Origin of the sequence: Polyangium sp. 6x1 (assembly GCF_029946515.1) — a bacterium.
Taxonomy (GTDB): domain Bacteria; phylum Myxococcota_A; class Polyangia; order Polyangiales; family Polyangiaceae; genus Polyangium.
Genome location: NZ_JARZHH010000085.1, coordinates 18,611 through 43,154, shown reverse-complemented (window position 1 = coordinate 43,154; position 24,544 = coordinate 18,611). Strand labels below are relative to the sequence as shown.

At 68.8% G+C, this 24,544-nt stretch carries 24 protein-coding genes; 10 read left to right on the top strand and 14 right to left on the bottom strand.

Annotated elements, in window-relative coordinates:
* Positions 1 to 558: 558 nt before the first annotated feature.
* Genes QHF85_RS43640 through QHF85_RS43625 form a run of 4 tightly spaced genes read right to left on the bottom strand, consistent with a single transcriptional unit; the run spans position 559 to position 3,066 of the window.
* On the bottom strand, positions 559 to 1,176 hold the full coding sequence (locus QHF85_RS43640) for a hypothetical protein (RefSeq protein WP_281333411.1): 618 nt from the start codon (positions 1,174 to 1,176) through the stop codon (positions 559 to 561).
* A gap of 19 nt (positions 1,177 to 1,195) precedes the next feature.
* Positions 1,196 to 1,804 (bottom strand): hypothetical protein, encoded by a 609-nt coding sequence (locus QHF85_RS43635; RefSeq protein WP_281333410.1) that lies wholly within the window; start codon positions 1,802 to 1,804, stop codon positions 1,196 to 1,198.
* Positions 1,805 to 1,830: 26 nt separating this feature from the next.
* A complete protein-coding gene (locus QHF85_RS43630; RefSeq protein ID WP_281333409.1) occupies positions 1,831 to 2,433 on the bottom strand; it encodes a hypothetical protein in 603 nt (200 codons plus the stop codon).
* 48 nt (positions 2,434 to 2,481) lie between these two features.
* Positions 2,482 to 3,066: a hypothetical protein gene (locus tag QHF85_RS43625; protein ID WP_281333408.1), complete on the bottom strand. Its 585-nt coding sequence runs from the start codon at positions 3,064 to 3,066 to the stop codon at positions 2,482 to 2,484.
* A gap of 161 nt (positions 3,067 to 3,227) precedes the next feature.
* Between QHF85_RS43625 and QHF85_RS43620 the strand changes: the two genes are divergently transcribed.
* Positions 3,228 to 3,767, top strand: coding sequence for a DUF4142 domain-containing protein (locus QHF85_RS43620; RefSeq protein ID WP_281333407.1), 540 nt, complete (start codon positions 3,228 to 3,230; stop codon positions 3,765 to 3,767).
* Between the two features lie 28 nt (positions 3,768 to 3,795).
* Here QHF85_RS43620 and QHF85_RS43615 read toward each other — a convergent pair whose 3' ends face one another.
* Positions 3,796 to 4,587 carry a VOC family protein gene (locus QHF85_RS43615; RefSeq protein ID WP_281333406.1) on the bottom strand — a complete coding sequence of 264 codons (792 nt, stop codon included), beginning with the start codon at positions 4,585 to 4,587 and terminating at the stop codon, positions 3,796 to 3,798.
* Positions 4,588 to 4,816: 229 nt separating this feature from the next.
* Between QHF85_RS43615 and QHF85_RS43610 the strand changes: the two genes are divergently transcribed.
* Positions 4,817 to 5,920, top strand: coding sequence for a class I SAM-dependent methyltransferase family protein (locus QHF85_RS43610; RefSeq protein WP_281333405.1), 1,104 nt, complete (start codon positions 4,817 to 4,819; stop codon positions 5,918 to 5,920).
* Here the strand turns inward: QHF85_RS43610 and QHF85_RS43605 are convergent.
* Entirely contained in the window at positions 5,909 to 6,493 is a 585-nt protein-coding gene (locus QHF85_RS43605; protein WP_281333404.1) for a TIGR02265 family protein, read from the bottom strand. The two genes, QHF85_RS43610 and QHF85_RS43605, sit on opposite strands and share 12 nt — an antisense overlap.
* Positions 6,494 to 6,838: 345 nt before the next feature.
* On the opposite strand from QHF85_RS43605, the gene QHF85_RS43600 reads away from it, so the two are divergent.
* Both QHF85_RS43600 and QHF85_RS43595 read left to right on the top strand, forming a co-directional pair.
* A complete protein-coding gene (locus tag QHF85_RS43600) occupies positions 6,839 to 7,108 on the top strand; it encodes a carboxymuconolactone decarboxylase family protein (protein ID WP_281333403.1) in 270 nt (89 codons plus the stop codon).
* Positions 7,109 to 7,186: 78 nt separating this feature from the next.
* Positions 7,187 to 7,867, top strand: a complete 681-nt coding sequence (locus QHF85_RS43595) for a hypothetical protein (protein ID WP_281333402.1) — start codon at positions 7,187 to 7,189, stop codon at positions 7,865 to 7,867.
* Positions 7,868 to 8,250: 383 nt separating this feature from the next.
* On the opposite strand, the gene QHF85_RS43590 is transcribed toward QHF85_RS43595, so the two are convergent.
* A complete protein-coding gene (locus QHF85_RS43590; RefSeq protein WP_281333401.1) occupies positions 8,251 to 8,841 on the bottom strand; it encodes a GNAT family protein in 591 nt (196 codons plus the stop codon).
* Positions 8,842 to 8,879: 38 nt separating this feature from the next.
* On the bottom strand, positions 8,880 to 10,127 hold the full coding sequence (locus QHF85_RS43585; RefSeq protein WP_281333400.1) for a hypothetical protein: 1,248 nt from the start codon (positions 10,125 to 10,127) through the stop codon (positions 8,880 to 8,882).
* A gap of 83 nt (positions 10,128 to 10,210) precedes the next feature.
* Here QHF85_RS43585 and QHF85_RS43580 point away from each other — a divergent pair, with 83 nt between their 5' ends.
* From QHF85_RS43580 to QHF85_RS43560, 5 genes are all read left to right on the top strand, one after another.
* The gene (locus tag QHF85_RS43580) at positions 10,211 to 12,550 is read left to right on the top strand and encodes a hypothetical protein (RefSeq protein ID WP_281333399.1); all 2,340 of its coding nucleotides are present in this window, start codon (positions 10,211 to 10,213) and stop codon (positions 12,548 to 12,550) included.
* A 145-nt stretch (positions 12,551 to 12,695) separates the two neighbouring features.
* Positions 12,696 to 13,766 (top strand): prephenate dehydrogenase/arogenate dehydrogenase family protein, encoded by a 1,071-nt coding sequence (locus tag QHF85_RS43575; protein WP_281333398.1) that lies wholly within the window; start codon positions 12,696 to 12,698, stop codon positions 13,764 to 13,766.
* Between the two features lie 68 nt (positions 13,767 to 13,834).
* Positions 13,835 to 14,971: a hypothetical protein gene (locus QHF85_RS43570; protein ID WP_281333397.1), complete on the top strand. Its 1,137-nt coding sequence runs from the start codon at positions 13,835 to 13,837 to the stop codon at positions 14,969 to 14,971.
* 17 nt (positions 14,972 to 14,988) lie between these two features.
* The gene (pheA, locus tag QHF85_RS43565) at positions 14,989 to 15,810 is read left to right on the top strand and encodes a prephenate dehydratase (protein ID WP_281333396.1); all 822 of its coding nucleotides are present in this window, start codon (positions 14,989 to 14,991) and stop codon (positions 15,808 to 15,810) included.
* A 48-nt stretch (positions 15,811 to 15,858) separates the two neighbouring features.
* The gene (locus tag QHF85_RS43560) at positions 15,859 to 17,337 is read left to right on the top strand and encodes a lamin tail domain-containing protein (protein ID WP_281333395.1); all 1,479 of its coding nucleotides are present in this window, start codon (positions 15,859 to 15,861) and stop codon (positions 17,335 to 17,337) included.
* 323 nt (positions 17,338 to 17,660) lie between these two features.
* Here the strand turns inward: QHF85_RS43560 and QHF85_RS43555 are convergent, their stop codons facing one another.
* Positions 17,661 to 18,590: a sigma-70 family RNA polymerase sigma factor gene (locus QHF85_RS43555; protein WP_281333412.1), complete on the bottom strand. Its 930-nt coding sequence runs from the start codon at positions 18,588 to 18,590 to the stop codon at positions 17,661 to 17,663.
* 5 nt (positions 18,591 to 18,595) lie between these two features.
* Positions 18,596 to 19,924 carry an FAD-dependent oxidoreductase gene (locus tag QHF85_RS43550; protein ID WP_281333394.1) on the bottom strand — a complete coding sequence of 443 codons (1,329 nt, stop codon included), beginning with the start codon at positions 19,922 to 19,924 and terminating at the stop codon, positions 18,596 to 18,598.
* 254 nt (positions 19,925 to 20,178) lie between these two features.
* On the opposite strand from QHF85_RS43550, the gene QHF85_RS43545 reads away from it, so the two are divergent.
* A complete protein-coding gene (locus tag QHF85_RS43545; RefSeq protein ID WP_281333393.1) occupies positions 20,179 to 21,477 on the top strand; it encodes a hypothetical protein in 1,299 nt (432 codons plus the stop codon).
* Between the two features lie 55 nt (positions 21,478 to 21,532).
* Here QHF85_RS43545 and bla read toward each other — a convergent pair whose 3' ends face one another.
* The 4 genes from bla to QHF85_RS43525 form a co-directional block, all read right to left on the bottom strand.
* Positions 21,533 to 22,444, bottom strand: coding sequence for a class A beta-lactamase (gene bla, locus QHF85_RS43540; RefSeq protein ID WP_281333392.1), 912 nt, complete (start codon positions 22,442 to 22,444; stop codon positions 21,533 to 21,535).
* Positions 22,445 to 22,594: 150 nt separating this feature from the next.
* The gene (locus QHF85_RS43535) at positions 22,595 to 23,278 is read right to left on the bottom strand and encodes a hypothetical protein (protein ID WP_281333391.1); all 684 of its coding nucleotides are present in this window, start codon (positions 23,276 to 23,278) and stop codon (positions 22,595 to 22,597) included.
* Positions 23,279 to 23,539: 261 nt separating this feature from the next.
* On the bottom strand, positions 23,540 to 24,010 hold the full coding sequence (locus QHF85_RS43530) for a hypothetical protein (RefSeq protein ID WP_281333390.1): 471 nt from the start codon (positions 24,008 to 24,010) through the stop codon (positions 23,540 to 23,542).
* Between the two features lie 76 nt (positions 24,011 to 24,086).
* Positions 24,087 to 24,374: a hypothetical protein gene (locus QHF85_RS43525; protein WP_281333389.1), complete on the bottom strand. Its 288-nt coding sequence runs from the start codon at positions 24,372 to 24,374 to the stop codon at positions 24,087 to 24,089.
* Between the last annotated feature and the right edge of the window lie 170 nt (positions 24,375 to 24,544).

Genomic DNA, 24,544 nt, shown 5'->3' with positions numbered 1-24,544 from the left:
GGACCCCGCGGGGGCTGTTCGCCCCTCGACCCGAACCAGGGCCAGCCCTGGACCTCTGGGCATCGACTGCGCGAAGCGCAGTCGATGCGGGGAAAGTTTTGAAAGCTGTCCGCCCCCTCTTTAGCAGGGCCAGCCCTGGACCTCTGGGCATCGACTGCGCGAAGCGCAGTCGATGCGGGGAGAGTTTTTCAAGCTGTCCGCCCCCTCTTCAGCAGCGCCAGCCCTGGACCTCTGGGCATCGACTGCGCGAAGCGCAGTCGATGCGGGGAGAGTTTTTCAAGCTGTCCGCCCCCTCTTTGCAGGGCCAGCCCTGGACCTTTGTTGGAAGAACTGCGCGATGCGCAGTTCTTCCACAGGCCGGTGGCAAGACCAGGGACAGCGTTGCCGGTTGAAACCGTCTTGGTTGGCAGGGTCGTTGCCTGTCTTGAACCGGCCTGTTCGATGAACTGCGCATCGCGCAGTTCATCGACTTTCAGTCCAGCGCGGGCGCTGGTCCGGGTCCCGGGGCGGACAGCCCCGGGTGGGGCCTGGGGCAACGCCCCAGCGAAACGGCTTCGGCTAGCCCCCGTCGTAGCTGCACTGCGCGCCGCGGGCCCCTTCCCACGCGGAGGAGAATGCCCCCTCCGTATAGGCCTTGCAGCTCTGCCCTTCCTCGTCGGTATAGCTCTGCGTGAATTCGGAGAACCGCGTGTCGCAGCACGTCTGGAAGGCTTCGCCGCAGAACGCTTGCACCGGACGCGGGAGGAATTCGTCCACGTCGACGCCTCCGAGGTCGATCGAGAGATCACAATAAAGCTGGCCCGTGATCTCCGCGATGAGTTGCCCCTCCTGGCAGCAGAGTGCACCGCAACGCGCCCAGATCCCGTGCAGTTCCTCGATCACGCCGGCGACGTTGCCCGCGTGCTTGCAGGCGGCGCCGCGATGGCCGCGCATTCCGCGGGGCGGACGGAGACGGCGTGCTTTGCGGAGGACTCGCTCGGCGACCTGTTCGAGGTGCGCGCAACGCGCCTCGCCCGCGGCCCCTCGCGCGAGGGCGCGGCCGGGCGCGCGTCCCTCCTCGAATGCGCCGCGCTCCTCGGCGCCCTGGCAAGCGCGGGGGGGCTGCCCCGGCTGCGCCGAGGCCTCCCCCCCGAACCCCAAGGACGCGACGGCCAAGATCGCGAATGCCCATTTCATTGGATGGCGATCCTCGCTTTTACTGGCGATAGGCGCACACGCTGTCCCGCGATTGCGACCACGTCGCGCGGAACATGCCCTGCGTGTAGGGCCTGCACGATCCGAACGGCCCCTGGTACGACGGCGTGATCGACGTGAACTCGCTCCTGCAGCACGACTGCGCCGTGGCCCCGCAGAAGCCCATCGGCCGCTGCACCAGGAAGTTCGTGAGGCGCACGCCGCCGAGGCAGATCGAGAGATCACAATACAGCTTGCCCATGATCCATCCGACCAGCTCGCCCTCGTCACAACACGCGATCGCGCAGAGGCCCCAGATCTCGTCGACCTGATCCACCGCGCCCGCGAGCGTTCCCACCGTCCGGCAGACGACGTAATCGTCGGATCCCGGCGGCAGCGTGACGTTTGTCAGGGTCTCCATGACCACGGTCGAGAACCTCTCCAGGTTCCCGCACGAGGTCACCGAGTTCCACGCCTGCTGCACGAGGCTCCGGCCGGATTGCAGGCCCGACTCGAAGGCCCGCGCCTCGCGCGCCGCGCTACACCCGAGCGGCGCGTTTTGCGCCATGGCCGTCCCGGAGAGCCCGAGCCCGACCGCCAAGACCCCGAACGTCAGAGCTTTGCCTTTCATCGGAAACCTCCTCCTCCCTGCCATATTCATGGGGCGGGGTTGTAGACGCACTGGTTGTTCCGCGTCTGGTTCCATACCGGCGTGAACGGGTCCCTCGTGAACGCTCCGCACATGGGATAATTCTGCGTGTACCCGATGAACTCGGCGTCGCACCCGATCTGGAAGGCCAGCCCGCACGTCCGCACGGGCAGCCGGATGATGTCCGACGCGAGGCCGAGGCCCCCGAGGCTGATCGAGAGATCGCAATACAGCTTTCCGCCGATCCGCGCCATGAGCTCGCCTTCCTTCCGGCACTCCCAGTCGCAGCGATTCCAGGTGTGATCGACCACCTCCTCGGCGCCCTGCACGATCCCGGCCACGCGGCAGAGGACGTAATTGCTCGATTCTCGCGGGATATCGATGCTGTCCAGGTTGCGAATCACGAGATCGGCGAACCGCTCGATCTGATCACAATCGTTCACCGAGTTCCACGCCGACTCCACGAGGCTCGCGCCGGACATCACCCCTGCGTCGAAGGCCCGCCGGTCCCGCGGCTGCGAGCAGCGCGGCGGCGGCATCACCGCGAGCGCCTCGCCCGCGAAGCAGAGCCCGACCAGAAACACGCCCAGCGATACGGTGTTCAGCTTCATGTTTTCCCCCTCTTTCGCTCGTCCTCCGAAAAAAAAGCGCGCCCGCCGTCAGCGGTCCTCGCAGATCTGCGCCTCGATGATGTTCAGGAACCGCGTGTACACCGGTGCTTCCATCCCGAGCACCTCGCGCTCTGCGGCCTCGACCCCCTGCCGGCACACGCGCGGATCGATCACCCCGAGGAAGCCGTAGTCGATGTCGAAGACCGCTTTCGTGTTGGTCGTGGTGACGAGGCCCCTGCCGGTATCAATCATGGCGACGAAGGTCGCGACGGCGATCCGGGAGATCGTCTCCAGCGAGGGCGCATGAAAAGCCGGGTCGCTGCAGCGCGCGTAATCACGCTGGAGCCTCTCGACAGCGTTTTCGTAGATTCCCTCGTAATAACAGCGCTTCAGGTCCGCGTTCCCGGTCCAGGTCGCGACGAGGTTCTGCAGGGCCGCGACGAGGGAGCTCTCCGCCTCCGGGAGCATGGAGGCATTGCAGTTCACGCGCGCCATGACCTGCCCCACCGCCACCTCGCTGATGTTCTGGCCGTAGTTGCGCGCATCCACGCACGTCTCGAAGGGCTGCGCGATCCCGATCGCGGAAACTGCCGTCCATGCCGCCGCCACGGCGGCGCCCACGAGCTTCTTCATGACGTTCCTCCGATCCGCCGTCCCGATTGCAGGCAACATGCCCGGAACGCTGCGCGGATGGGTTCCACACGCCCCTCCGGCACTCCCGGCGAAGCCTCCTGTGTCGCAGGTTTCAGCCAGGACAGCCGAAGTGGCTTCCACCCAACGGGGGAGGGAATGTCATGATGAAAAAGGTATTCATGGTGGCCGCGCTCGCGATGATGGGGATGTCGTCCGTGGCCCTGGCGGAAACATTGGACGAGGAAGCGACGTCCGAGCTTTCGGCCGTGAGCGGCGACGCGAAGATCGTGCTGGAGGCTGCGAAGAGCAATCTATGGGCGGTGAAGGCCGCGCGGCTCGCCGTGCAGCGCGCGCAAAACTCCAAGGTCCAAGCGTTCGCGCTGCAGGAGATCGCCGAGCACGTCAACGTGACCGAGGGGATCGAGGCGCTCGCGGTGAAATTCCGCGTCGAGAGGCAGACGGCGTTCGAGCCGCTGATCGATCACCTCTTCCAGCGGCTCTCGAGCCTCCGGGGAAATCAATTCGACAGGGTTTACCTGCACACGGTCATCGAGTCGCACCGGTTCGACGTGGAGAACCTGTCGCAGGCGCTTCTCTCGAAGGACCGGGACGTCCAGGCCTTCGCGGAGAAGAACCTGCCGCTTCTGCGGGAACACCTGAAGGCAGCCGAGGAGCTCCTCCGGAACTTGCCCGCGGAGTGACGTCGGTCCGGCGATCGCGCGGGGCGGGTCAGCGGCGTTTTTCTTCGTAAATCGAGAACACCGCGCCCTGCGGGTCCGCGAGCACCGCGAACCGCCCCGTGCCGATCTCCTTCGGCGGCATGTACACCTTCGCGCCGAGACCACGCGCCTTCGCCACCGCGTCGTCCGCATTCTCGACCGCGAAATATGCGCTCCAGTTCGGCGGCACCGGGCCCCAGCTCGGGTCGATCTTCAAGACCCCGCCCACGTGCTCGCCGCCCACGATCCACTCTCCGTACGTCGCGTCGCCGCCGGTCGACCAGCCGAAGAGCGCCGAATAAAACGCTTTTGCTTTCTCCGGATCGGTGGTCTGGAGCTCGAACCAGCAAGGCGCGCCCGGCTCGCCCCACAAGGTCGCGCCGATGTGTTTCTGCGGTTGCCAGAGGAAAAACACCGCGCCCGTGGGATCCGCGAGGATCGCCATGCGCCCCGAATCCATCACTTCGAACGCCGGCGCGAGGACGGTCGCCCCGAGCGACGTGGCCTTGGCGGCGACGGCGTCGGCGTCGTCCACCGAGACGTACACGTTCCAGTGCGGCGGGATCCCGCGCGACGCCTCCTCGGGCGGTTGCCCGCCGAGCCCCGCCACGTCGTGGTCGCGCATTCGGAACATCGTGTACACGCCGCCGGGGTAGGGGCTCTCCGCGGCGCTCCAGCCGAACAGCGCCGTGTAGAACGCCTTCGCGGCCGCGGGATCCGTGGTCATCAGGTCCGTCCAGCAGAACTGGCCGGGTGCATACGAGCTCTTCGCCGTCATGGGCTCCCCCTTCTTCGTGGCCATTCTACACGGCAAGGTTTGCGTGTCACCGGGAGAGAGGCCCCCCCTCGGGGGATTGGTTCCACGAGCCAAACCTGCGTCCGTCCCGCGCACGGGTACACCTGGAGGTCCTCGTGGTCGAACTCACCCCCTCACGCGTTTCGCACCGCGGCGTGCTGAAGGGTTGTCAGCGAGGGGGTTTTTCGGCGATGCTCTCGGGCGGTTCGTGCAAGATGAAGACAGGAGCCCGGCCATGGCCCAGCAGCTAGCCAGGGAGAGCATCACGAAAGGGCCCGAGGAGACGGCGTCGGTGGAGCCGCCGGCCGCCCGACGGTCGCGTGAGCCGTTGGAAGACGAGGTCTCCGGGCCTCCGGTCTCACCGGAATGCGAGCGGCGCCTCGCCGAGCTCGCCACCTGGTGCAGGGACCTCGAGGCGTCCCCCCGGTGCGCGTTGCCCCCGTCGCCGGAGGACAGCGCCCGGCTCGGGGAAATGCTGCGCGGCATCTGGGCGGCGAGCGACGCTCTCGGCCCCATGGGCCTCTTGCGCAACTCTCCGGCCCAGCGCCGCTTCCAGGAGGTCCTCGGCGAGTATTTCTGGCAGAGCCCCATCATCCACCGCTGCTTCGCCAAACCCCGGGGCTACGCCGGCGACTTCTTGATGATGGAGGACGTCTATCGGAATCGCCCCAAGGGCGAGACGACCCTCGGGCGCTGGATGGACCGATGGGTGCTCGAAGAGCCCGGTTTCGTGGCGGTCCGCAACCGCCGAGCGAAGCTCGAGACGCTCCTGCGCGACGAGTGGACCAGCGGGGCCCGGCACGTCATGAACGTCGCCTCGGGGTCCGCGTCGGAGCTCGCCGACGTGGTGCCCACGAACCCGTTCCAGGAAGTCACGCTCCTCGATCAGGACCAGGGCGCCCTGTTCGCCGCGACCACCTCGCTCGGGCGCCGGATGGATCCCGCCCGCGTGCGCACCTGGTCCGGCTCCGTCTTCACGCTCATCCGCGGCAAGACCAGCCTGGTCCCAGGCGACCAGGACTTCATTTATTCGATCGGATTGTACGACTACCTGTCGCCACGATTCGCGACGGCGTTGACGGCGCGCCTCTGGCTCAACCTCGCGCCGGGCGGGCTCCTGGCGATCGGCAACTTCAACGGCCACAACCCCATGCGCCGCTTCATCGAGGCGGCCATGGACTGGTATCTCATCTACAGGGACGAGCCCGACATGCTGGGGCTCGCCGTAGGACTGCCGAACGTCGAGGAGGCGGAGGTCTGGACGGACCCGACCGGCTGCCTCCACCTGCTGCTCGCGCGCAAGCGAGGGGCGCGGCCGGCCTTCGGTTCACCAGCGTGAGTGGACGATGAAGTCGGTCCCGGCGTCGTTGGTGACCGTGGCGGAGACGGCGGCGTCGACGTTGCTCACGAGCTTGTAGGCGACCTTGTAGACCGCGACGGTGAACGTGGGGCCGAACAGGTCACGCGTGAAGACCACGTCGGCCGAGCGTTCGCCCGTTTTGTTGTACTCGCGTTCGCCGAAGCTCACGGCCAGCGTATAGGCGTAGGGGCCGTTGGCGACGAGGGCCTGGGGGTTGCCCTGGCCGAACCGGGCCAGCATCTTGCCGACGGGGGACTCGAGCAGGGAGCTGAAGGCGTGCTCGCCACACCCGCGCATGATCTCGTCGCAGCTCAAGCCGAGGCTCGGCTCGTCGACGAGGCGGCGCGCGACCTTGAGCAGCGAGCTCACGGGGTACCAGAAGAACGAGCGGATGGTCTTGTCCCCCATCACCTGCGTGCGGATGGCACTCACCTTCGCGGGCCCGTAGGCCTGCCCGAGGTGGTTCAGCGCGCCGTCGAGCACCATCCCGAGCATGTTGTCGGTGCTCGTGGCCAGCGCGATCCGTTTGTCAAGCATCTCCTTGGAGTCCATCGCCCGTAGAGGTCCTTTCCGAGGAACGAAGTGCCCGCAGCTTACACGAACCCCCCGGTCCGTCACCATCCCGGATGGTGTCCTTCGTGCTCGTTCATCGAGGGGCACGAACGGTTATCGGTTCTTCACGCCAAGCTCGCCATCCCTTCCGCCCCGTTCGGCGTGGCACGTTCCGCGTGCAGCACGCCGATATCACGCGCCCTTTCGCCCCGCCGGGGCCTCGATAATCACCGCGCCTTGCCGGGTTTGCCCCCACGGCGCGCCAATCTCCGGACGCTCACTTTTGCGTTTTCGCCTGCACGTCCGGATTTCACTCGGCCGCCCGAACCGTGATAGCCTCCTTGCATGCCCCACATCCGGATCGTCGAGCACCACGAAGCGGACGCCCCCCTCCGCGCCGTCTACGACGCCATGATGTCCCGCCCCATCCCCGCGGCCTATCGCGCCCCGCACGGCGGCCCGGCCGGCATCCAGCGCGCGCACAGCCTCGATCCCGAGCTGCTCCGGATCACGTTCACCGCGACCGGCACGTTCCACCGCGGCGACGGGCTCTCGTGGGCCGAGCGCGAGCTCATCGCCGCAGCCGCGTCGCGCACGAACCAGTGCTTTTACTGAACGACCGCTCACGCAGAGTTTCTGCGTGTCGCTTCTCGGGATGAGGCCCTCGCCACGGACGTCGTGACGGGGACCGACATGCAGCGCGCTTCCCCGCGGGATCGCGCCCTCTCCGGCTTCGCGGTCGTCATGACCGAAGCGCCGTGGTCCATCGACGCCGCGGATCTCGACCGCCTCCGCGCCGTCGGCGTGTCCGAGGACGGCGTCGAGCAAGCGATCTGCGTCGCGTCGTTCTTCAACTACTACACGCGCGTCGCAGACGGCACCGGCATCGAGTTCGATTACGACTCGCCGCTGCCGCGCCTCTCGATCGATCCGACGCGAGAACCTCTCCCGCGGCCTCCGCCGAGCGACTGGAATCCAGCCGTCGACGGATCACGCGTCCCCGTGTTTCCACGTCGCGCGTTTGCCCAGCCGCTCCTCGAAGAGTGGCACGCCTACCACTTCGAGCGCGACGCGCAACTCTCGCGCCGCGAGCGTCGGATCCTCGCCCGCGCCGCCGCCGCCGAGCTCTGCGATGCCGGCGCCGTCGCCCGCCACGAGGACGCGAGCCCGCGGGATCCCCGCGAGCAAGCGCTCGCAGCCTACGCGACGAAGCTCACCCGCACGCCGTGGGCCGTCGGCGCCGCCGACGCCGCGACGCTGCGGGCCCACGGCCTCGACGATCCCGCGATCCTCGCGGCGATCACGCTCGTCGCGCACCAGAACACGTTTTCCCGCATGCACCACGGCCTCGCGGCGCTCGCGACCTCGGGCTGACGGAGTCTCATCCGGGAAGCGCTTCGCTGGGGCGTTGCCCCAGGCCCCACCCGGGGCTGTCCGCCCCGGGACCCGGACCAGCGCAAGCGCTGGACTCGGGGTCGATGAACTGCGCGATGCGCAGTTCATCGAACGTGCCAGGTCAAGACCGCAACCGACCCTGCCAACCAAGACAGCCGCGCTGACGGTTCAACGGGCGACGTGGCACCAGCGGCGGCCTGTGGGAAGAACTGCGCATCGCGCAGTTCTTCCCCCTGAGGTCCAGGGCTTGCCCTGGTTCGGGTCGAGGGGCGAACAGCCCCCGCGGGGCCCGGGGCGGCGCCCCGGCGCGGCGGCCCCAAGTGCGTTTCGAGCCGGACAAACCGCTCGCCGTGGCGATCGGATCAGCCGCCGAGCTTCGCGACGAGCCGCGCCTTCGCGGCGGGCCACTCGTCCTCGACGAGGCTGAACATCACCGTATCGCGGAGGGTGCCGCCGCGCGTCCGCTGGTGCTTGCGCAAGAGGCCCTCGCGCACGCCGCCGATGCGCTCGATCGCGGCCTGCGATTGCTGGTTGCGCGCGTCCGTCTTGAGCTGCACCCGCGCCGCGCCGAGCGTATCGAACGCGTGCCGCAAGAGGAGGAACTTCGCCTCCGTGTTGATCGCCGTGCGTTGCCAGCGCTTGCCGATCCAGGTCCAGCCGATCTCCAGGCCCCGATCGTTGCGGCTGATGTTGAGGTACCGCGTCGAGCCGCACGCGCGCCCGTCGGCGAGGCTCACCTGCGCGAACGCAACCTGCGCCCTCGACGCCTGCGCCTCCAGCGCGTCCGCGATGTACGCTTCCATCGCTTCGAGCGAGAGCGGCGGCTCGATCGACATCCACCGCCAGATCGATTCGTCCTCCGCGAGGGCCGACAGCAGCGCCGGCGCATGCGCGAGCGTGAGAGGTTCCAGGCGGACGTGACGTCCTTCGAGCGTGACGGGGCGCGGATCCATGCTGCCTTGTACCGCGAATGCGCGCGATCGGGGAGCCGTCAGAGCGCGTCGACGAGGATCGTCGTCTCGTACGTGCCGGGCGCCGTCCGCACCGTATGCCATCCGCGGCCGATCGAGGTCGCGGCGATGTGCCAGAAGAACCACGCGCCGTAATGCTCGATCGCCCCTTGCGAAATGCCCCAGCCGGCCGTGGGGGAGGGCTCGCGCGAGGCTTGATCCTTCCATGACGGCACGCGGAGCCGGAGGCCGCGGGTCGTGATCACGGGCTCGTCGATCGTGCCGAGCGTCGTGAACGGCCCTTTTTCGTCGCGTGTCGCCCGATGAAAGCCGAGCTCGCCGCCCCGGAACGCGACGAAAAACGAAGGCTCCCCCGTGTCTCCCGAGGGCCAGGAAAACCCGTTGATCGAGGCCTCCTCTCCCTGCATGAAGTCGCCGGATCCTCGCAGCCGTGACAGCCGCACGGCCACCACCGACCCGAGGTGCGCGCAGAGCTCGCGCCGCACGGTCGTGGAGACGTCGATCCGCACGGTGGACGCGCCCTGGATTTCGACCATGCCAAACGCCTCGAAATCGGCGTCCTCCGCGGCGAATACGATCCGATCGCCGTCGCGGCCGGCGCGGAAGGGGGGCAGCCTCGCCGAGCGATGGTCGAGCACGGTCAGCCCGCAGCCGTCCGCCACGGCGTCGTAATCGAACGAGGGCACGATCTGCGCCCGATGAATCCCCGCGTCGACGACGACCGACGTCCCCTCGACACGCACGCGGAGCCCGCCTTTGTGAAGCGCCGGCTCCGCTTCGGGGATCGTGCCCGTCTTCGGCGCATGGTTCGAAGGAAACGTCGACGCCCTCGGGGCCATCACCGAGGCCCAGAACCCGGCGCCCGAGAGCGCGCCCGCGAGGGCAGGGAGCACGACCACGACGAGGCGCCGGTGCATTCGATGGGCGAGGGCGGCGAGCAGGAACGCCCCTGCAAAAGGGAGCACGAGGAGCCGCGCATACGAGGTTGTGCCTGTAAACAGACCGTAGCCCGCCACGACGAACCAGAACCCCGCGAACGCGCCCGTCACCGCGGCGACGAGCTTTTCCCGGCGCGTGACGAGCGCGAAGCCGAGGACGGTCGCGACCACGACGACGAGCGGCCCGAGGAGCTCGTGCTCGAAAAAGGCCGCCGATGCGACGGAAAATCCCCGCGGCTGCGAGAGCGCATACGCAAAACCTCCCGCGGCGTGACAGAATGCCGTGATCCCGAGCAGCCCCCGCGCGGCGACGTCCGCCGTTTTTGCCATCCGGGGCACGGTACCCGGCGAGGCGGGTGGGATCCAGGCGCACGTGATTGCCCACGCCCTGCGAGCCGCGGTACATTCGTTCCGTGATGCGTCGCCGCGTGTTCCGCCTGGCCCTCCTGGCGCTCGCTGCCTGTGGCCCCGCGAGCGTCCCTGCGCCGCGGCCCGTCGAGACGCCGCACGAGGCCACCGAGGACGCGCCGCCGCCGCCGTGGCCCTTCGCGGACACCGTCCTGCCTGCGCCGCCCGCCCAGGGAAAGCCGACCGATCCCGGCCCGCGCCCGGGTTTGCCCGAGGGCCTCGTCCACGCCGCGGAGATGCTTTTTCGACTTGGGATCGCCGATCCGCGTGGATTGCCCTATCACGAGGTCGCCATCACGCTCACGACGCAGCCGGAAGGGCCCGGCGAGACCGTCGCGACGAAGGGGTTCGTGCTCCCGGGGCCCGAGGGCGGGCCGCGGTTCGGGGTCCTCTGGAATGGCCTCGTGTATCCGCTCGTCTCCGTCGGCCGCGCGGCGGACCTCCGCGCCGACGTCCAATCGCTCCGGGCCAGCGACAAGCATATCTGTGAAAAGCTGGCCGCCCATCTCCCGGAAATGCCTTGCTCCCGGACGCGCGGGCCCCGGCCGGAGATCCATTCCCACAAGCTCGAACAGATCTTGCCGATGCACGCCGCGATCCTCGTGCAGCTCGGCGAGGATGCGCTCGCGCGCTCGCTCTGGCAGACCTGGATCGCGGGCGGGGGGCCCGACGACACCCCCGAAGTCTCCGGGCGCGAGCGCGACATTTTCGAGCGCCTCGCCGGGCATTTTCTGGAGGTGCTGCGGGATCGCGGGCTCTGGGCCCACGTACGGGGAGACGATTCGCTCGCGCTCGCGAGCCTGCGCGGACTCGCGCGGCTGGCTCCCGCGCTCTCCGCGCGCGCGCCCGTGCTCGCGTCGCGCGAGCCCACCGTGGAAAGCCTCGCCGCGCCGCCGGGCCTCTTGCTCGCGGACCAGGAAATGCGGGCCGCGCGAAAGGCCCCAAAGGGTTTGCCCGAGCCCTTGCCCGCGGAGCCGGCGGCGCGCGTGGCGGCGCTCGTCGCGGCGCTCGGCGAAGTGCGCGAGCCCGTTTTCGGGCGGCCTGGATCGCAGGGACAGGTCCTCGCCGACCCGATCTTGCGGGCGCTGCTCGCGGAAGGCGAAGCGGCGGTCCTGCCGCTCGCGGAGGCGCTCTCGACCGACGAACGATACACGCGATCGATATGGTACGAGGCGCACGGCATCGTCTTGTTCACGGTCCGCGACGTCGCGGAGATCGCCCTCGACACACTCGCCGCGGATCTCCCGCTCGCGCCCGCGCCCCCGGACGAGACCAGGCCCCAGAAGGCCGAACGATTCAAGCAGGCCGCGGAAAAGTTCCAATCGATCCCCGCGGACGAACGCTGGTATCGCGAGCTCGCGGACGAGACCGCGGGGCCCGCGCGCTGGGGGAGGGCGGCCATGCGGATTGTCGGGCCCACGGACGCGCCGCTCCGGCGTTCCGACGCCTCGGACTTCCTCGCGCTCTTCGTGCGCGTGGACGGGCCTCCCAAGCCTCATTTCGCGGGCCTCTCGTCCCGGAAAAACCCCTCGGTGACCGAGCTCCTCGCGCGACGCATGAAGCAGCTCGCCGCAGGGAAAGCGCACGGAAACCTGCGTGCCTCGTGCGAAATGGGCGTGCTCCTCGCGCTCTGGGATCCCAAGGGCGCCGCGCGCCCGCTCCGCGAGATCGCAGAGACCTTGCGCAAGGGCGCGAACGACGACAAGGACGCCGACGCCGCGGACGAGCTGCGCCCATGCCTCTCCGTGCTCTTCGTGGCGCGTGGCGCCTCGGGCGACGAAAAGGCATTCGACGAGTACGCATCATGGATCCGCGAAATCGATCCCGCGACCGTCCCCCTCCGCGGAGCCACGCTCTCCACGCTCCTCGCGCCCCTGGCCCTCCGGCCCACGCGCCCCTCGATCGTCGCCTCCGGCCGCGCGATGTTCGGGGCCAAAACCTCACCCTGGGCCCTCCGCTTTCGTCGCGGCGAGCGCGACGACCTGCTCGATCCCGATTTGCTCCCGATTCCCGGCATGCGTGAGCTCGTCCTCGCGGCGCTGGAGGATCGAACGGCGATCGGCGCCATCGAGCTCGACGCTTACGGAGAAGCCACGTGGGGCCGCGACGGCGACGGCGAATTCGATCGCGAGCACGAGCAGGTCGATCCGCGGGATCCCGGCGCCGCGGCCTCGAACACGAAGATGCCCCTCCGCGCCTGTGATCGCTTTGCGGGCATCCTCGCGCGGCGCATCGACTCGGCCGCGCCGTTCCGGATGTACTGGATCGAGCCCCGGCGCGACGACGCGATCGCCGCGCTCCGGGCCTTCGTCGTGACGAAGTCCGAGCCGCCCCGCGCCCCCTGAGCGGCATCCTTTCCATCATCGATGCTATCGGGAAACGACGCGGCGGACGCGTCCGTGACGGATCGATTTTCTCTTCGAGGACTGCTCGCCCACGCGGCTGTTCATCCGCTATGCTTCGTGGGGGCGAAGCCCCCGTACAGGCGTCATGACGAACGTCGCATTGCTCGGATACGGCCGCTTCGGCGCGGCGATGGCCTCGCTCCTCCGGGACGCGGACGTCGACGTGCGGGCCTTCGATCTCCGCTCCCCCGTGCCGGACGAAATGCGCGCGGAGTCGCTCCCGGACCTCGTCCAGGGTCGCGATGTCGTGGTCGTCGCCGTCCCCGTCACCGTGATGCGCCGCGCGTTCGCGGCGATGCGGCCGCTCCTCTCGCCCTCGCAGATCGTCGTCGACGTGGGCAGCGTCAAGCTCGGCCCCTCGGCCGCCATGAACGAATGCTTCGGCGCCGAGATCCCATGGGTCGCCACGCATCCTCTGTTCGGCCCGATCAGCCTCTCGCGAGGCGAGCGCCCCCTCGTCGCCGTGGTCTGTCCCAATGCCACGCACCCGGCGGCCGTCGATCGCGTCGTCAAGCTCTACGAGCGCATCGGCTGCACCGTCGTCCTGGAGGACGAGGCCACGCACGACCGAAACATGGCCTGGACGCACGCGCTCGCGTTCTTCGTCGCCAAGGGAATGCTCGACGCGGCCGTGCCCCTCGACATCCCGTACGCGCCGCCCTCGTTTCAAGCGCTCGCGCGGACCGTGGAGGCCGCGCGCTCGGACGCGGGGCACCTCTATGCCGCGCTCCACCGGGAAAACCCCTATGCCGCCGAGGCCCGCCGGAGGCTCGTCGACGCGCTGCTCGCCGCCGATCAGAACCTTTCTGGCTCGGACGGGATGGCGCCGCCGCCGTCGTCCGCGCTCGTCCTCTTGCCCTCCAAGGCGGGCTCGCAGGCCTTGCGCGAGACGCGGGATCTCATCGACGATCTCGATCGCGAAATCGTGGAGCTCCTCGGGCGCAGGGCGCAGCTCGCGCGGCGCGCGGCGCGCGAGAAGGCGAAGCTCGGCCGTCCCGTGCGGGATCCCGAGCGCGAGGCGGAGCTCTTCGAAGCGCGGCGGCGCTGGGCGGCCGAGCACGAGCTCGATCCGGCCTCGGTGCACGAGATCTTCGACGCCATTCTCCGATTCTCCAGGCGCTTGCAGCACGAGGCGCCCATCGAAGAGACGGACTGATCTTTTTCGCGATCCGGCCGCGCCTTGTGCGGCATCCAAGAGGACACGCACTGTAGGGGGAACTTCTCATGATTGTCACGCTCGAGCCCGACGCGCCCGAATCGCGCGCCGAGGCGGTCGTCCGCCTCGCGGCGCGGTATCCGGGGGTCTCGGTCCAGAAATTCGTCTTCAAGGGCGAATCCATCTCCATCACCGAGGTGCACCTCATCGGCTCGACGCGCGCCGTACCGACGGAGCCCTTCGAAAGTTTGCCCGGCGTGCGCAAGGTCGTCCGCGTCTCGCGGAAATACCGGCTCATCGGCCGGCACCACCCGGACGCCGAGACGCACGGGTTCGAGTACAACGGCGTCCCCTTCGACGAGAAGCACGTCCACGTCTTCGCCGGCCTCTGCGCCGTCGACACGCGCGAGCACGTCGCCCAGATGATGGCCGCGCTCGAGCAAGCGGGCATCCGCACGACCCGCATGGGCGCGTACAAGCCGCGCACGAGCCCCTACGATTTTCAGGGCCTCGGAAGAGCATGCCTGCCGTGGGTCTTCGAGCTCGCGGGCAAGCACGGCATCAAGGTGATCGCCATGGAGGTCACCGACGCGCGCCACATCGAGGAGATCAACACGGCGCTCGCGGCCGCGGGCGAGCCGACCGGCGTCATGCTCCAGATCGGCACGCGCAACACGCAGAACTTCGAGCTCCTGAAGCAAGTGGGCCAGCAGCGCCGCTTCCCGGTGCTCTTCAAGCGCGGCATGGGCATCTCGCTCGAAGAGTCGCTCAATGCCTGCGAATACGTGGCGAGCGAGGGCAACCCGAACATCGTGTTTTGCCTGCGCGGCGTGAAGACGCACCTCGGCGATCCCCACCGCAACCTGGTGGACTTCTCGCACGTGCCCGTCCTCCGCCGCCAGACGCGCCTGCCCGTGTGCATCGATCCCTCGCACGCCGTGGGCCGCCTCGACAACGCGCCCGACGGCCTGCCGGACATCTTTCACGTGGTGGGGCAGGGGATCATCGCGGGCGCTTCCATGGTGCTCGTCGATTTCCACCCGCGGCCCGACGAGGCGCTCTGCGACGGCCCGCAAGCCCTGGAGCTACAGGCCTTGCCGCGGTTCGCGCGGTACGTGGAGAGCGTGCGGCTCGCCTACGAAGGAATCGTCCGCGAATTCGGCCCGGGCGCGGCGTCCTCCGCGACCGAGCCCCACGCCGCTTGATCGAGGCCCGAGGCACCGTGAAGGGGATCTCGGTCGCTTGCCTCGGTCCCTCGGGCACGTTCAGCGAGGAGGCGGCCTCGCGCCATTTCGGCGAGGCCACCCGGCCCGTCTTCTGCACCTCGATCGACGACGTCTTCGACGTGGTGGAGGCGCGCGCGGCGCCCTTCGGCGTCGTGCCCGTGGAAAACTCCCTCGAAGGCGCGATCGCCCATACCCTCGACCGCCTCGTCGCCTGGCCGCTCCGCATCTCCGGCGAGGTCGCGCTCCCGATCCGGCAACACCTGCTTCGGCGCGGCGGGAAGCTCGAAGGGATTTTCCGTGTCTACGGGCACGCGCAATCCCTCGCGCAATGCCAGCGATTCTTGAAAAATGCCCTCCCAGCAGCCGAGCGCGTCGCAGTCTCCAGCAACGCCGAGGCGGCGCGCCTGGCCGCGCGGGAGACGGGGACCGCCGCCCTCGCGAGCAAGCGCGCAGCCGCGATCCACGCGCTCGACATCCTCGCCGAGGGAGTCGAGGACGACCCAACGAACACCACGCGCTTCCTGGTGATCGGCGAAAAGAGCGCCGCGCCCTCGGGCCACGACAAAACCTCGCTCGTGATGTCGGCGCCGAACCGCCCAGGCGTGATGGTGGCGCTGCTCCGCCCCTTCTCGCGGCACGGAGTCAGCATGACGAAGCTCGAATCACGCCCCTCACGGCGAGGTCTCTGGGATTACCTCTTTTTCGTCGACGTCGAGGGCCACGCAGAGGACGTCGCCCTCCGCCGCGCCCTCGCCGAGCTCGAAGCGCGCGCCGGTTACCTGAAGGTGCTCGGCTCGTACCCGATGGCGCGCCCCTGATCGGAACTTCCTCGCCCAGGTTCCAGCTCCTCGCGTACCATGGAAAGCATGGAACACGCGCACGGTCGATCGAGGTCTGGATCCAGGACGAGCGCACCTTCATCGCTCGTCATTCTCGTTTCGTCGCTCGTGATCATCGGGGCGCCCGCATGCGTCGCGCCCGACCTGGAGGAAGAAGCATCCGTCGACACGGCGACGTTCGCATACACCGTCCCGGCGAAGGGGACAGCGACGACGCTCGACGTCGCCGCCTGGAACCTGGAGTGGTTCGGCGACACGAGCCGCGGCCCTTCGAACGACACGCTGCAGCGGCAAAACGCATACGACGTGATCAGCGGCGCAGACCTGGATCTCTGGGGCGTCGAGGAAATCGTGAGCGTCTCGCAGTGGAACACGCTCAAATCGCAGCTCGTCGGCTACGCGGGGATCCTGTCGAACGACCCCATCGTGACGAACGGCGCGTCGTATTACACCACATCCGAGCAGAAGCTCGGCTTGCTCTACAAGACCTCGGTCGCGACGGTGCAGAGCGCGCGCGTCATCCTGACAGCCTACGACTACGAATTCGCCGGGCGGCCCCCGCTCGAAGTAAAGCTGTCGGTCACGCTGAACGGCACGACGGAAAACGTGGTCGTCATCGTCCTCCACATGAAAGCCCTCGCCGACTCCGCGAGCTACCTGCGCCGCGTCGACGCCTCCGCCGCACTGAAATCCTACCTCGACACGACCTACCCGACGCAAAAGGTCTTCGTCATCGGCGATTTCAACGACGACCTCGACAAGTCCATCTCAGGCAACGCCACGCCCTACGCAAACTACCTCGCCGACACAGCCGACTACCATTTCGCAACCAAAGCCCTCACCGACGCAAACATCTCCTCGACATCGAGCGGCGGCGCAACCATCGACCACCACCTCCTCACAAACGAGCTCGCCCTCGCCCTGATCCCCGGCTCCGTCGAAGCCTACCGCGTCTCCGAGTTCATCCCGAGCTACGCCTCCACGACGAGCGACCATTTCCCCATCCTGAGCCGCTACACCTGGGCCGCCGCCAAGCCCGCCCAAGTCGTGATCAACGAAATCTGCGCAAACGAGCCCGGCAGCAGCGTCGTCGGCGAATTCATCGAGCTCGTCAACATCGGCGGCTCCCCCGCCACCCTCGACGGCTGGACCCTCTCCGACAGCACCTCCATCCGGCACACCTTCGCCGCCGGCACAACCCTCGCCCCCGGCAAAAGCCTCGTCATCTTCGGCACAGCCGCCGGCATCCCCGCAGGCACCCCCAACGCCCTCGGAAGCTCCACAAGCAACCTGGGCCTCGCAAACGGCGGCGACGCCGTCTACCTACGCGACGCCGCAAGCACCACCAAAGACTCCTTCAGCTACCCCGCCTCCCTCGCCGCCGTCGACGGCGTCTCCATGAACCGCAACCCCGACGCCGCCGAAAACGCGAGCTTCGTCCTCCACACAACCCTCGTCGCCGCCTCGAGCTCGCCAGGCACGCGCGCGAACGGGGCAGCATTCTGAAGCGCCGCGCCGGGGCGCTGCCCCGAACCCCGCGGGGGCTATTCGCCCCTCGACCCGAACCAGGGCCAGCCCTGGACCATTTGGGGAAGAACTGCGCTCCGCGCAGTTCTTCCCACAGGCCGGTGGAACCGCCGTGCCGGTTGAGCCGTCGGCGCTGCCGTCTCGGCTGGCAGGATCGCTCGTGGTCTTGACCCTGGCTGTTCGATGAACTGCGCGGAGCGCAGTTCATCGACCACGAGTCCAGCGCTTGCGCTGGTCCGGGTCCAGGGGTGGATAACCCCTGGTGGGGCCTGGGGCAACGCCCCAGCGAGGCGCCCCCATGCTCAAATGGGCCCCACGGCCGAAAGCTTCTTCGTCGCGAGCACCCAGTAGATCGCGCGGATTGCCCCATCCTCGCCGATGTCGCATTGCACCACCGTTCGCGGCGCGATCTTCCGGCCGGGCGCGTGCTCCAGCACCACGGCGGGCATTCCGTTCACCATCCGAAATGCGAATCGTTCGGCCGTTCCGGTGCTTCGCTTTGCGAGCCCCATCATCAAGCGGCTGACGCGATCTCGTCCGAGGATGGGCAAGCGTGCTGCGAAGAATTCGCCGCCGCCGTCGCTCAGGTGCCGGACTTCGGCGTCGAGGAGCGATTCCAGCGCTTTTCCGTCCGTGGCCGCGAGTGCCAGGAGGAACCGCCCGAGTGCGTCGCGCGTCTTTTCCACGTGCTCGGGTGTGCGGCGTGTTCGGCTCGCCTCGTAGGCTGAGAGTGCGCGCCGTGCCCGGTGGTGCATCGTCTTCACGGCTGGCTCTGTCATCTCGAGCGCGTCGGCTGCCTCTTTGACCGACCAGTCGAACACGTCGCAGAGCAGCACGATCGCCCGCTGCCGCGGCGTCAGTGCTTCCAGCGCCACGAGGAACGCCATCGACACGCTTTCCAGGAGATCGTAACGCCCCTCGGTCTCGACTGGCTCGATTGCGATCTCCTGCTCGAAATCGCCCTCCGTCTCGACGGGCGACGGCAGCCAGGGCCCGTCGTATGCGCGACGCCGCCGCGCGCGCAGCCGGTCGATTCCGAGGTTGACCGCCACGCGCGTGAGCCATGGCCGCACGGGTTCATCGGTGCGGACGGGGGGACGCTCGATCGCGCGCAAGAGCGTCTCCTGCACGAGATCGTCTGCGTCTGCTGCCGACCCGGTCAGCCGATAGCAGAGACCCCACAGATATCGCCGATGCTCCCGCGCGAGCCCGTCCGCGTCCGCCGCTGCCATCACGTTCACGCCCTCGCATCCAAGACCTTTCGCCCCACCTCGCCAAGCACTTTCGCCTCCCGCCGCGTCGCGGCCTGCGCCGCCGCCCGCCCGCTCGCGAGGCTCGCGTCTGCGAGCATGCCTGCGGGCCCCACCCAGTCGCCGGCGACGAACACCCCGGGCGCGCCGGGCACCATGGGCCCGGGCCTGCCGCGCGCGCCGCCGCGTGAAGCCTGCGGGAAGTCGTGCGCCACCGTGATCGAAGGCAAGAACCGCCGCTCGACCACGAGGTGCTTCGCGCCGGGTTGCAGGCGTTCGAGCACCTCTTCGAGCTCGCGCTCCGCGGCCCGCGGATCTTCGAGCGCGCCGTACCGCGCCACGTGGATCACGGCGCCGCCCTCGGGCGCGAGCCGCGCGGCCGCCGAGTGCACCGAGAAATACAGCGGCCGATCGATCCCGAGCGCAAACGTGTTCCGCGGCTGCGGCAAGCGCGAGAGCGCGACGTCGAGGCACGCAGCCGTGACCGGGATGGCCGCCGCAGCCCAGTCCGAAAGGGCCGGAACGTCGGGGAGCAGCGACGCCGCAAGCGAAGGGCTCGCCGCTATGATCACCACATCCGCGGGAATCTCCGCCCCGTCCGCGAGCCGGACCGCCTTCACACGCCCGTCCTCCCGGACGACGGAAACCACCTTCGCACTCGCGACGATCTCCGCCCCCGCGGCCCGCGCGACGCCGGCGAGCCCTTTCACCATCGTCTGCCAGCCCTCGTGCAGGTAGATCACCCCGCGGGTCGTCCCGAGCTGGAACTGCGAAATGGCCGCATCCGCAGCGAGCCGCTCCAGATCCGACGTATACGTCGAGAGCCGGATGAGCGCCCGAACCACGTCCCGCGCCTCGGGCGTGCGCACCTTCTTCCGGAGGAACGCCTCGAAGCTCATCCCCGCGACCGTCGCGACATCCAGCGAACCGAGGCCCGCAAGCAAGCGCGCGACCTCGATCTTCCCGACGAACGGCAGGAGCGACGACGTCAACAGCGACACGGGCCCCATCGGCAGAGCCCGAAGGATCTCCCCATCGATCGCATACGCGCCCCCGCCCGTCGGCGGCGGCCCACCCTTCGTCTCCACCCCGAGCTCGGTGAGCACGTGCTCAGCCTCGCCGCCTCGATAGAGCGCATGCGGCCCGATGTTCAGCGAAAACCCCTTCTTCTCGTGGGTCGCCGCGCGCCCCCCAAGCTCCGTCGCCTTCTCCAGCACAGTCACCCGCCCGCCAGCCCGCGCCGCATACGCCGCCGCCGCGAGCCCCGCGAGCCCGCCCCCAATGACCACCACCCGTGCCGCCGTGTTCGTCGCCATGATCGCACCTCTCAGGGCAGGCACGATCAGGGGTCGCGAAAGGTTACGCAGAATCGACAGGGGTCCTTTTTTCTCTTTCGAGGGCGTCTCGCTGGGGCGTTGCCCCAGGCCCCACCAGGAGCTGTCCGCTCCTGGACCTGGACCAGCGCCCGCGCTGGACCGAAGGTCGATGAACTGCGCGATGCGCAGTTCATCGAACGGGACCGAAGGTCGGAGATTTACAGATTCAGGCCTCCCTGTTAGGGGGGGTGGCGATGGGCGTCACCGCGTTTCTCGAGTGCTACGGCTCCGAAGTCTTCGACCCGGCCTCGGGCGGCACCGGGCTCTTCAGCACCAAGGGCCTCCTCCCGCCCGCTTGGTTTCTCTTCTTCGACGCCACGGACTTCGCCTCCGTGCGCTCGAACCACGACGGCAGCACCTACTCGCTCCTCCGCCGCCCCGCATCCCCGGCCGTCGCCCGCGCCCACGAACGGCTCGAAGCACTGAAGCCCCACATCACGCCGGAGCTCGACGCCGCGCTGCACTCGTTCCTCGCCGCCGTCGAGAAGGCCTGCGCCCCCCACAATCCCGGCGTGCTCGTCTTCAACACCCACCGCTTCGAGTCCACCCGAGCCGAGCTCATCGCTTGCATCAACTGGTTCGACGCGTTCGCCGCAAAGGGCTACGGTGCTCGCCTCGCCACACGCGCCGAGTCGCTCTTCGACCCCTGCGACGGCCTCGACTTCGACGAAGACGACCGGAAGCTCGACGTCGGCGACCCCGACGCGCTCTGCGGCTGGCCCTCCAGCGTGACGGACCGGGCGCCCCCCGCCGCTCCGAAGCCGCCCCCGCCCAGCGCGAACGCCGGTTCTCTCGACGCCATCCTGGCGCGCCTGTGGGCCCATCCGACGGACCTCGATGTTCGCCTCGCCTGCGCGAAAGAGCTGACCGCCCTCGGCGACCCTCGCGGCGAGTTCATCCCCCTCGATTGCGCCGAGAATCTCACCCACCGAAAGCTCAAGCGTCACGAGCAGCTCCTCGCCGACCCGCGTGTGCACCACCCCTTCCGCCGCGTGCGCACCTTCCACCAAGGCCTTCCGGTCGAAGTGGAGTGGAACGCCGTGCCCGGCGACCCCCTCGTCGGCCACCCCGCCTGGTCCACCGTCGAGAGCGTGATCTTCTCCGGCCCTGTCGCGCTGCTCCCGCCCGTGCGCCAGCTCCAAGCGACGCCCGCGCTCCTCTGCGCCATCGACCGGCCGGTGCCCTACGTCTCCATCTGCATGAGCGACGACAAGGACCCCGCGGCCTGGGCGGCGCTGGAATCCACCGAGCTCTTCCCGAACCTCGTCGAGGTCCGCGTCGTCGAGCCCGCGACCGTCTGGCTCCCCGAAGCGGGCCAGCGGCTCATCGCGCGCAGGCCTTCGGTGCGGCTCCACGTCGGCTCGCCCCTCCTGCCACTCCCTTCGCTCACGCCCCTCACGGCCGAGGAGCACGCCGCGCGCGTCGCGCGATGGACGAACCCGCCGGCGGCCCGCTTCCTCGAAGGGCCTCGCTACGACAACGGATTCACCTGACCGGTTCGCGGGCTCGTTTCGATCGGCCGACGCGCCGAACATCTCCCGGGTGGATTCAGAGCTCCTGCGCGATCAGCCTGCCGACGTCCGCATGGGCCGCTTTCAGGCGGGCGAGCCCCGCTTCTCCGTCGCTCATGTACGAGGCGATGAGGATGGGGGCGCGACCGGGCGGCCAGGTGATGGCCACGTCGTTGACGGCGCAGCGCAGGCCCGTCCCCGTCTTGTCGCCGGTGGTCCAATCCCGGGGCAGGCCGGCGCGGAGGCGGTCCTTGCCCGTCTCGCACGCGCGTAGCCAGCCCAGCAAACGCTCGCGGCTGACAGGCGAAAGGGCGTCCGCGCAGAGGACCTGACGCATCAGGCCCACCATCGCGCGTGGCGACGTGGTGTCGCGGGGGTCGCCGGGCTCGTTGTTGTTGAGGGACAACTCGTTGCGGTCGAGGCGCGTCACCGCGTCGCCCTGCTGACGGACGAATTGCGTGAAGCCCGCGGGACCGCCTACCTTCGCGAGCAGCAGGTTGGCTGCCGTGTTGTCGCTGACCGTGACGGCGGCTTGCGCGAGGGCGTCGACGGTCATGGATCCCTCGGCGACATGCTCGCTCGTGATGGGAGCGTGCTCGATCAGATCGGTCGGGCCATAGGGCACGCGCTCTTCGAGTGATAGTTGCCCGCGATCGACGCGCGCGAGCACGGCCGCGGCGAGCGCCCACTTGAACGTCGAGCACATCGCGAAGCGCTCGTCGGGTCGGTGGGCGAGCTGCCGGCCGGTGCCGGTGTCGAGGGCGAAGACGCCCACGCGCCCGCCGACGCTTGCCTCGATCTCGGCGAGGACGCGTTCTGCGCGGCTTGGGGTGACCGGTGGGACGGCGGTGCGGGACGGGGCGCACGCGGCCGCCAGCGTGGCGAGGGTGCCGAGTAGCGTTTGTCTTCGTGTCCAGCGCGGAGGCATGGTCGCGTCGAACGCTCGCACGTGCGCGGACCTTCCAGACGGGCTCCTGTTGGAAGAACTGCGCATCGCGCAGTTCTTCCACAAAAGGTCCAGGGCTGGCCCTGGTCCGGGTCCAGGGGTGGACAACCCCTGGTCGGGTTCGGGGTGAAACCCCGGCGCGGCGGCTCGTGATCAGAGGCAGGCGGTGATGTCGAGCTCGCCGATGGCGAACGGCCGCTCGCTTTGATCGTAGACGTTCGCTTCGGTGGTCGAAGTCACGCTCCAGCCGTAGGACAGGATTTCGCCCGTCGCCTCGTCCGAGTAAATCCGCAGGTAGGCCGAGCCGCCGATGTTCGGCGTGAAGACGGCGCCGTTGCGGCGGCTATCGGGGTACGACACGTTCTGGCCGTGCTCGCTGCCTGTCGAGTCGACGATCGGCAGCGCCCACTGCTTCTGCGCCGTGCGGTACGGCGTGTAGAACGCGTTCGGCGGCGTGATGTCGATCGGATCGCCGACGATCACAGCGGCATGGCCGGAGTACGACCCGGTGGCGTTGATCGCGATGATGTGACCCGCCTCGACGTCCGCGATGTTCGTGATCTCGACGAAGTTGTTGCCCGCGGTGATGTCTGCGTACCACTGCGCGGCGCTCAGGGTCGAGGAGTCGAAGCAGTACAGCCACTGGCTGCTCGACCAGGCGAGAGCGTCCTTCACCGCCTTGGTGACGAAGGCGCCGCCGTTGCCCGTGTTCGAGCCGATGAGGGCCACCGCGTGGGCGGAGATGGACGCGTTGAGCACGGGATCGGCCTGCGCGTCCGAGGGGAAGCAGAGAGCCGTCGCGATCGCAGCAGCACCAAAAAGACCGAGCTTATTCATGTGCACACCTCAGGAGAAACGACCGTGGTGGTCGTCAGAAAAAGGAACGATGGGGTCCTGGCGAGTGGGCATCAGCAAGTCGATGTGCGCACTCGATAGACGGGGCGTGTATACACCGATATCGGCACGAAAGCTATAGTGGTTGTGGGAGGGGGAGAAAAAGCTCACGCTCCTCGAGCGCCCGTGAGTCGGGATCATCCTCCGCGCGAGCGAGAGACTCGTCGATCTCGACTTGTCGCCGCTTCCGTCGCGGTTCGCGCGTCAACGCGGTGCGCCACCCTCTTCGAAGCGGTCGCCGAGGTTCTCGTGAAGCGCGTCGACGAGCACGCGGAAATCGTCGTAAACAACGTCCCCGAAGAGGATGGAAGGCGGCGCCTGGCCGCGAACCAAGAGCGTCCTCGAACGCTGTCCGCCGGTAGGCTCGCAGAAGCGTGCGATCGCGATGTCGCTCCACGACATGCGCCGCGTTTCGCCCACGTAAGGCTCGATGACGATGCCACGCTCCCGCACGACGACGCGCCTCGGCGTCTTCAGGTACATGGCGAACGCGGGGATCGCCGCGCCGCCGATGAGGATTGACATCAGCATCGCGGTGCGGTCGCCGCGCCGGAGCCAGTTCCACGCGACGAGCACCGCGAAGACGGCGAGGAGGATGAGCGCGCCGAAGAGAAGATAACGCGTCCGATGCCGCATGGTTCCGACCACGGCGCCGAGCGAGTCGCTCTCGGTCATGGAGGGACCGTCGCCCGTGTCACGGGCGGCGTCAAGACGACGAGCGAGCGGGGTGAAACCCCGGCGCGGCGCCTCCCTACCGCCTCGCGAGCCACTCCAGCAAGGCGACGAGCACGGCGAGACCGACGATGGGCAGCCCGATCCAGCCGAGGACGGTGATCCATCTGCGGCGCAGGGAGCGACCGCCGCGGTCTTCGCAGGCGAGACAGATGGCCCAGACGCGGGTGCCTCCTTCGGTGAGGACGCAGCAGTCGCCGCAGACGGGGGCTTGGCAGCGGGCGCAGGGGCCGGCGGCTACGGCGCCGCAGCGGGTGCAGCGGGCGATGGGGGGGCCGTCGTCGTGGTGGATCAGGCCGCCGGGCATGGGGCGGATTCTAGCCTAGCGGCCAGGGCGATACCGCTGCCTGCTGGAGGGTCGGCGCTCGAGCGGCATCCGCCGCGCCGAAGGAGGTCGCGAGCGCCTGAGGAGGCGGCGCGAGGGACGGGGCCGGATCCGCGGTTTGGGCTTGACGCGCGGGACGGGTGCGTCCCCAC